We start from the raw sequence: 7,111 nt of genomic DNA, 5'->3' as shown, positions 1-7,111 counted from the left end.
ATGGCTACAGACTTTGGGGAAATAGAACATGTTCAAATGACTCAAAATGGGCTTTTTTATCAGTGAGAAGGACTGCAGATTTAATCAATGATAGTTTACTTCGAGCTCATTTATGGGCAGTTGATCGCAATATCACTAAAACTTATATAGATGATGTGATTGAGGGGGTGAATTCTTATTTAGCCAATTTAAAAGCCCAAGGAGCTATTATCAGCGGAAAATGTTATGCAACACCAGAACTCAATACACCGGCAAATATTGCAAGCGGAAAAGTGTCTTTTGATTTTGAGTTTACACCGCCATATCCAGCTGAGCAAATAATATTCAGATCCCATCTTGTAAATATAAGTTAGGAGAAAGCGAAGTGTTACCAAAAATACTGAGAAATTTTAACGTATTCGTTGATGGTCGTGGTTATGCAGGAAAAATAGATGAAGTAACCTTGCCAAAGCTCACCATTAAAACTGAGGAATATAGAGCTGGTGGTATGGATATTCCAATAAATATTGACATGGGCATGGAAAAGCTTGAAGCAGAGTTTACGTTTTCAGAATATGATTCAGAGTTATTCAGGCTTTTTGGCCTCATAGATGGAAATTCGGTTTCTCTGACGCTAAGGGGCGGATTACAAGGCAGCGGAAACAATGATATTGAAGGAGTAATAATCAATTTAAGAGGCATTTTTAAAGAATTTGATTTTGGTAGCTGGAAACCTGCTGAAAAAGCAACGCTGAAGTGTACTGTAGCTGCTCATTACTATAAACTTACTATAGGTGGTAATGAATTAATAGAAATCGATGCAGAAAATATGATTAGGAAGATAAACGGAGTTGATCAGATGGCCTTGCTGCAAACGGTTTTAGGCATATGAAAACTTATTTGAAATTTTATTTTTTAGGAGAATTTTATGCAAACTATAACACTAAACAACCCAATTACAGTTGATGGTATTTCTGTCTCAGAATTATCGATGCGTGAACCTAAAGTAAGAGATTTACTTGCTATAGAACGTATAGAAGGAGAAGCCTTGAAAGAAGTAGCTTTAATTGCTAATCTAGCATCCGTGCCAAAAGAAGCAGTTGAAGATTTATGTATTAAAGATTATGTAGAAATACAAAAGGTGCTAAAAGATTTTTTGTCGCCGCTGGAACAGAGAACTTAAAGTATAATGTACTACTACTCAGTTCTATTTCAGGAAGTGGAATTGAGCAGATTACTAATATGGATATAAATGAATTTTTATCATGGGTAGAAATAAGTAAAGGAGTAGCAAAATGCTTTCAATAAAGATCGGTGCAACGTTAGATGGCAGTTTTAATAGTGCAATGACAGGTAGTGCAGCAAAGCTTTCTAAGTTGGGTGATAGTATAAAGCAGCTTGATTCGTCAATGAAATCTGTTTCCAAATTTAAGCAATTAAATCATGATGCCCTTGAAGCCATGAAGAATTGGAAGGAAGTGCAGAAAAAAGCAAAAGAATCAGCCGCAGCAATTGCTAAAGAAAAAAGGGAAAAAAGAGCCAAGCAAAGCACTGAGAAATGAATTCGAAAAATTGAAAGCATCGGCATCAAAGGCAAAAGAGGCTTATATCAAAAAGAGAGATGCACTACACACATTAAATGAAGAAATAAGGAAAAGTGGAAAGGATATTAAATCTTTAGTGAGGGATCAAACTAAACTTGGTTCTTCTATTGAAGTACTTAAAGGAAAATACAGTAAGTTAGGATCTGTAATACAAAAACAGCAAAATGCTTTGGCAAAAAAAGCGCATTATAGATCACAAGTAATGGAGACTATAGGGCTAGGGCTTTCACTTGCAGCGCCAATTAAAGTTGCGATTAACTTTGAAAGTGCTATGGCTGATGTTAAGAAGGTTGTAAAGTTTCAGAATGATGAGGAAATTAATAAGTTTAGTGAGAATATAAAGAAGTTATCCCATGAAATACCACTATCAGCTACAGAATTAGCACAAATAGCTTCAAGTGGTGGACAACTTGGGATTCAAAAAGATAAGTTAATTGGATTTACAACAACAGTAGCTAAAATGGCCACAGCATTTGATATGTCTGCAGAAGAAGCAGGTGATTCTATAGCTAAGCTTGCCAATGTTTATGGAATTGAGGTAGCAGGCATGGAAAGAGTAGGTAATATTATAAATCACCTTTCAGATAATAGTGCTGCTAAAGCAAAAGATATGGTCCAAGCACTTGCTATAGTTGGTGGTACTGCAAAACAGTTTGGTTTTGATATTAAACAGACAAGTAGTTTAGTAAATGCCTTTATTAGCCTAGGCAAACAACCTGCAAAAGCAGCAACTGCAATAAACGCTCTACTTAGTAAACTCCAGACCGCTGAAGGACAGGGGAAAAAGTTTAAAGCAGCATTGGAAGACGTGGGAATAACTGCAGAAGAGATGACACAAAGGATTAGCAGAAATGGCCAAGACGCACTACTTTACTTTTTTGAAACTCTGGAGAAGGTAGATAAACAGGAACGTTCGCAAATCCTTCTCGATCTCCTTGGTCAAGAATATCAAGATGATATTGCATTACTAGTTGGAAGCTTAAAGAATTATAAAGATGCCATAAATAATTTAGCTGATGAGGAAGAATTTAAACAGTCCATGCAAGAAGAGTTTAACAATCGTGCAGCAACTACAGCAAATAACTTACGATTACTGAGGAATACGATAGCAGAGGTGGGAATGAATCTGGGCTCAGTAATGCTACCTCCTTTAAAGTGGATAAGTAATCTTCTAAGAGAGATAACTAATCCCATAGCTTGGTTTGCAGAAAAATTTCCAGTTATTACTACAGGAATAATGAGCATAATTTCAGCGCTTATTATTGGTAAGATTGCAGTAGTAGGTTTTGGTTATGCATTTGCATTGGCTGGAGGTGGAATATTAACTTTTAAGGCTATTTTGCAGGGAACACTTTTGCCAGTATTAACTTCGTTATCAGCTCGAGTAATTCCAGCAGTGATCATGGGACTGAAAGCTTTAACGCTAACCAATCCTATAGGAGCTGCTATTGCTGGACTATCAGTTGGTGCAGCACTTGTAATTGCTAATTGGCAAAAGGTAAAGAACTTTTTCTCAAGTATCTGGAAATCAATTACAAAACCTATAGAAAATTGGATTGGTGTAGGAAAATTGTTTAATGATAATCCAATAAAAGCATTAGAGAAACCAGTAGAAGCAAAAATAGGCAGTACAACTAGTGAAAATAGAAGTATTTTTAGTAAAGGAAATCCTTTATTGAATAATAATGCTTTTAGTGGAATTTCGAATAATAGAACGAATATTATTGAAAGTGCTAGTGTGATTACAGAAAAAAGTTCTGTAGAAGATAATTCAGAGAAAGTTTTAAAAGACTGTGAAAAGTGTGAACAAAAAATTTTTAATCAAACTTTTACATTTAATATAAGTATAAAAGCAGAACCTAACCAAGATGTACGTAGTCTTGCTGATGCAGTAATAAAAAGAATAAGAGAAAAATCGCGTGACGTTCTGTTTGATTCAATAGAACCAATTTACTAATGCTATCACTTGGTCAGCATAAGCTTTCTCCAACAAGTTTAAGGTATAGTAAAGAAAATCGTTGGAGTACAATTGAGTGTATTGGTAAAATACCTTCATTACAAAATATTGGCCAAGGTACAGAAAATATAGACTTAGAAGGAATAATTTATTTCCATAATCTTAATGATTTAAATCAATTAAAAAGTATGAAAGAAGCTGAGGAAAATCAGGAACCAAGTATCTTAGTAGACAAATTAGGAAATGTTTTGGGAAGATTTGTTATTGTGCGGTTAAAAGAAAAGCAAACGTCGTATTTTCCATGTGGATTACCAAAAAAGATAGATTTAGCTTAAGTTTAAGGCGTTATGTATGATAGTACATTATATAACCCGAGAAAATGAAATGTTAGATTACATATGTTTTAAACACTATGGATATAGCTCTGGAGCAGTAGAAATAGTATTGGAGGAAAACTATGGACTTGCAGAGCATGGAAGTTTTTTGCCTGCAGGATTAAAAATTAGGTTACCTACAATACAAGAGCAATTAAAAAAATCGAAGTTAAAAGTGTGGGAATAAATGAAACCTGAATTTAGTATTCAAGGAATAAAAGATCATGTAATATCGGTGCACCTTACTGATGAATCTGGTACTATAGATGATGTCGCAGAGGTATGCGTTGATTATGGCAATGAAAATGTAGAAGTTCCAAATGAATTGAACATAGCACTAGGTTATAAGGAAACGGGAATCTTTCCAATGGGTATATATAAAGTCAACGAAGTTACGATACAAGGCCCACCTAAGACCCTACTAATCAAAGCTCATGCAACAAATTTAAGAATATCTTTGAAGGCAAAAGTATCAAAAGAATGGCATCAAATTACCATAGAAAACTTAGTAAAAGAAATAGCCCAAAAACATGGATATGGATACAAAGTCGCTGAGGAATTTAAAAACGTACTTATAACTCACATTAATCAAACTGAGGAGAGTGACATAAGCCTTCTAACGAAAATAGCAATAGAGCGTGAAGCAATGGTAAAATTAGCTGGTGGGTATATATTATTTATTTCAAAAAACATGGCAAAATCAGCCACAGGAAAAGCTTTAGGAACAACGACTATTAGACCTCAAGATACAATTAACTGGAAAGTGCATTTTACTGTACGTGATAAATACAATTCAGTAGTAGCAAAATGGCATAGCTATGAAAAGGGTAAAACTATTAAAGAAACAGTTGGTAGTAGCGAGCCAAGTTATATTATGCTAGAAATCTATCCAAATGCAGAGTCAGCACTAAGTGCAGCAAATGCCAAGTTAAAACAATTGAAGCGTAACAATGAAACTTTAGATATAACTATGCCTGGTAATCCAGAATTATTTGCAGAAGCTAAACTTAATCTTATAGGTTTTAATCAAGCGGTAGATGGTGAATGGATAGTTAATAGAGCAGAGCATAATTTAAATAGCTCAGGTTATCTTACTATATTATCAGCATCTTTAAGCAAATGAAAACGATGTTAAGGAAAAATAAGTATATAGTCTATTCAATGTAAAGAAACTACGGAATATGAGTCAACTAAAATGTAATGAAAAGGATAAAATACATTTTGTATGGTTTATAATATTAATGGTATGTGTTGTTATTACATATTGCTACCAAAAATCCAAAGCTAACGAGAATTACAGAAAGATACTACAAGTAGCTACTGTAAGTTGTAGTTTAGAAACAACGAGATTTTTAGTAAAAGATATAATACCAAACTTAAGCGAAACGGCATTACATTATGCAGCAAGAGAAGGATGCTTAGATACTATTAGATTTTTAATAGTAGAAGAGAAAGTAAATATAAATGCAATCGATAAGAATGCTTTTAAAAGGACAGCTTTACATCATGCTGCAGGTGAAGGACATTTAGGAATTGTAAGGTTCTTATTAGAAAAAGGTGCGAATCCTAACATAAAAGATAATGACGGAAAAGGAGCTAGAAAAATGGCTGTAATGGCATTGCGACACGATAAAAACAAACCTTATAAAGAAATAATAAAGTTACTGGCTAGAGCAGAGGAACAGTACAAATCAGAGAAGTAGTTACTATAAAGTAGCTATCCATAATAAATCCATATTTAAGTAATTATGCAAAATCAAAAAATCCCAATCGCAGTAATTGTAACGATGTTAATACAGACGGTAGCGGCGATTTGGTGGCTTGCCAAGCTAGATTTACGGGTTCACATTCATGATAAATTTATAGAGCAGAACAACGGATTGACCGTTACGGTATACCGGCTTGAGGAGAGAATAAAAAATCTTTCTGAGGAATTGGATGAGTTTAAATTACACGTTCTAAGCGGAAAAATCAAATCTTAACCTAAACTCACAATGATTAAATACATTTTATCCGTTGATGGAGGTGGAATTAGAGGCATCATACCAGCCATTATACTAGCAGAAATAGAAAAAAGAGCAAGAAGAACTATAGCTAAAATCTTTGATCTGATGGCTGGTACTTCAACAGGTGGTATTGTTGTTGCTGGGTTATGTAAAAAGGATGAACAAGGAAATCCTCAATACTCTGCCAATGATTTGGTTGAACTTTACCAAGAGTATGGACCATATATTTTTAAGTCTTCATTCTTTAGACGATCAATACTATCTTGGTTTAATTGTGCACAATACCCACACAAAAACATCGAATCGATATTAGAAAAATATTTTGGTGATGATACTCTACAAAACACTTTGAGTAATGTACTGCTTACCAGTTATGATATTCATAACAACCATCCTTTCTTTTTTAAGAGCTGGAAAGAAGATAGAAATTTTATCAAACTCAAAGATGCATTAAGAGCCACAACTGCAGCTCCAACATATTTTGCACCTAAGTATCTTAAGGTCAACCAAAAAGAAATGGTACTGGTGGATGGCGGAGTATTTGCGAATAATCCAGCTGCTTGTGCATATGCAAACAGTAAAAAACTTTTCCCTAACGAAGAAATCGTTCTGGTATCAATTGGCACAGGTCGGCTATCTAATCGAATCAAGTACAGGAAATTAGGGAAAATAGCTTGGATAAAACCGTTACTAGATGTGATGTTTGCTTCGAGCCTTGATGTAGTAAATTATCAGATGAGTAATGTAATGGACGAAAAGTATATAAGAATACAATCACAACTGACAATAGCGTCTGCTGAGATGGATAATGTAACACCTAAAAATATTAAATTTCTACAGCATGAGGCAAATGCAATGATAGAGGAAAATCAAAAAGTAGTCGATAAATTCTGTGATGTTTTATCTTGATACGTAGAAATGCCAAAAAAATTCTGCAGAGCTAAATAAGGGTTTAGAATAGATAATATATTAACCATTTTTACTTATATCTTAAACACAATTCAATTTTCACACTCACCTAACTCATCAACAGTTAGGCCACTTGCTCGCAAAATAACATCAGTAGAAACACCCGCCTTCACTAGATTTTTTGCAACCCTGATTTTCTCTGCTTTTTTAACTTTTTCCTTGCCACTTTTCATATCTTCAGATAGAGATTTGACTAATGCATCTAATGATTCTTGTTCTCTG

At 34.2% G+C, this 7,111-nt stretch carries 9 protein-coding genes and 2 pseudogenes; 10 read left to right on the top strand and 1 reads right to left on the bottom strand.

Annotation, left to right across the window (positions count from 1 at the left end; genetic code table 11):
• The 10 genes and pseudogenes from Wcon_RS06750 to Wcon_RS06705 form a co-directional block, all read left to right on the top strand.
• The coding region (locus Wcon_RS06750; protein ID WP_275936936.1) for a phage tail sheath family protein at positions 1-353 on the top strand (353 nt) is incomplete at its 5' end.
• A gap of 11 nt (positions 354-364) precedes the next feature.
• On the top strand, positions 365-871 hold the full coding sequence (locus Wcon_RS06745) for a phage major tail tube protein (protein ID WP_114517670.1): 507 nt from the start codon (positions 365-367) through the stop codon (positions 869-871).
• A gap of 36 nt (positions 872-907) precedes the next feature.
• Positions 908-1,162: a phage tail assembly protein gene (locus Wcon_RS06740; RefSeq protein ID WP_114517669.1), complete on the top strand. Its 255-nt coding sequence runs from the start codon at positions 908-910 to the stop codon at positions 1,160-1,162.
• Between the two features lie 112 nt (positions 1,163-1,274).
• A pseudogene (locus Wcon_RS06735) lies at positions 1,275-3,540 on the top strand (phage tail tape measure protein).
• Entirely contained in the window at positions 3,540-3,875 is a 336-nt protein-coding gene (locus Wcon_RS06730; RefSeq protein WP_237350090.1) for a phage tail protein, read from the top strand. The pseudogene Wcon_RS06735 and the gene Wcon_RS06730 overlap by 1 nt, the downstream one beginning before the upstream one ends.
• 16 nt (positions 3,876-3,891) lie before the next feature.
• Positions 3,892-4,101 (top strand): tail protein X, encoded by a 210-nt coding sequence (locus Wcon_RS06725; RefSeq protein WP_114517668.1) that lies wholly within the window; start codon positions 3,892-3,894, stop codon positions 4,099-4,101.
• A complete protein-coding gene (locus Wcon_RS06720; RefSeq protein ID WP_114517667.1) occupies positions 4,102-5,037 on the top strand; it encodes a contractile injection system protein, VgrG/Pvc8 family in 936 nt (311 codons plus the stop codon).
• Between the two features lie 58 nt (positions 5,038-5,095).
• Positions 5,096-5,617 carry an ankyrin repeat domain-containing protein gene (locus tag Wcon_RS06715; protein WP_114517666.1) on the top strand — a complete coding sequence of 174 codons (522 nt, stop codon included), beginning with the start codon at positions 5,096-5,098 and terminating at the stop codon, positions 5,615-5,617.
• 45 nt (positions 5,618-5,662) lie between these two features.
• Positions 5,663-5,896: a hypothetical protein gene (locus tag Wcon_RS06710; protein WP_114517665.1), complete on the top strand. Its 234-nt coding sequence runs from the start codon at positions 5,663-5,665 to the stop codon at positions 5,894-5,896.
• 12 nt (positions 5,897-5,908) lie between these two features.
• Positions 5,909-6,829, top strand: a complete 921-nt coding sequence (locus tag Wcon_RS06705; RefSeq protein WP_114517664.1) for a patatin-like phospholipase family protein — start codon at positions 5,909-5,911, stop codon at positions 6,827-6,829.
• A 92-nt stretch (positions 6,830-6,921) separates the two neighbouring features.
• Here the strand turns inward: Wcon_RS06705 and Wcon_RS06700 are convergent.
• Positions 6,922-7,111, bottom strand: a pseudogene (locus Wcon_RS06700) (WO male-killing family protein Wmk); the annotation flags it as partial.

The sequence above is a fragment of the Wolbachia endosymbiont of Cylisticus convexus genome, from assembly GCF_003344345.1.
Note: the sequence above shows the minus strand (reverse complement) of the source record. Positions and strands in the feature narration are given on the sequence as shown.

What these genes read in the sequence shown, in the direction of transcription:
- Wcon_RS06740 (WP_114517669.1), top strand. Translation starts at nt 908, where the DNA reads ATGCAAACTATAACACTAAACAACCCAATTACAGTTGATGGTATTTCT.
- Wcon_RS06730 (WP_237350090.1), top strand. Translation starts at nt 3,540, where the DNA reads ATGCTATCACTTGGTCAGCATAAGCTTTCTCCAACAAGTTTAAGGTAT.
- Wcon_RS06725 (WP_114517668.1), top strand. Translation starts at nt 3,892, where the DNA reads ATGATAGTACATTATATAACCCGAGAAAATGAAATGTTAGATTACATA.
- Wcon_RS06720 (WP_114517667.1), top strand. Translation starts at nt 4,102, where the DNA reads ATGAAACCTGAATTTAGTATTCAAGGAATAAAAGATCATGTAATATCG.
- Wcon_RS06715 (WP_114517666.1), top strand. Translation starts at nt 5,096, where the DNA reads ATGAGTCAACTAAAATGTAATGAAAAGGATAAAATACATTTTGTATGG.
- Wcon_RS06710 (WP_114517665.1), top strand. Translation starts at nt 5,663, where the DNA reads ATGCAAAATCAAAAAATCCCAATCGCAGTAATTGTAACGATGTTAATA.
- Wcon_RS06705 (WP_114517664.1), top strand. Translation starts at nt 5,909, where the DNA reads ATGATTAAATACATTTTATCCGTTGATGGAGGTGGAATTAGAGGCATC.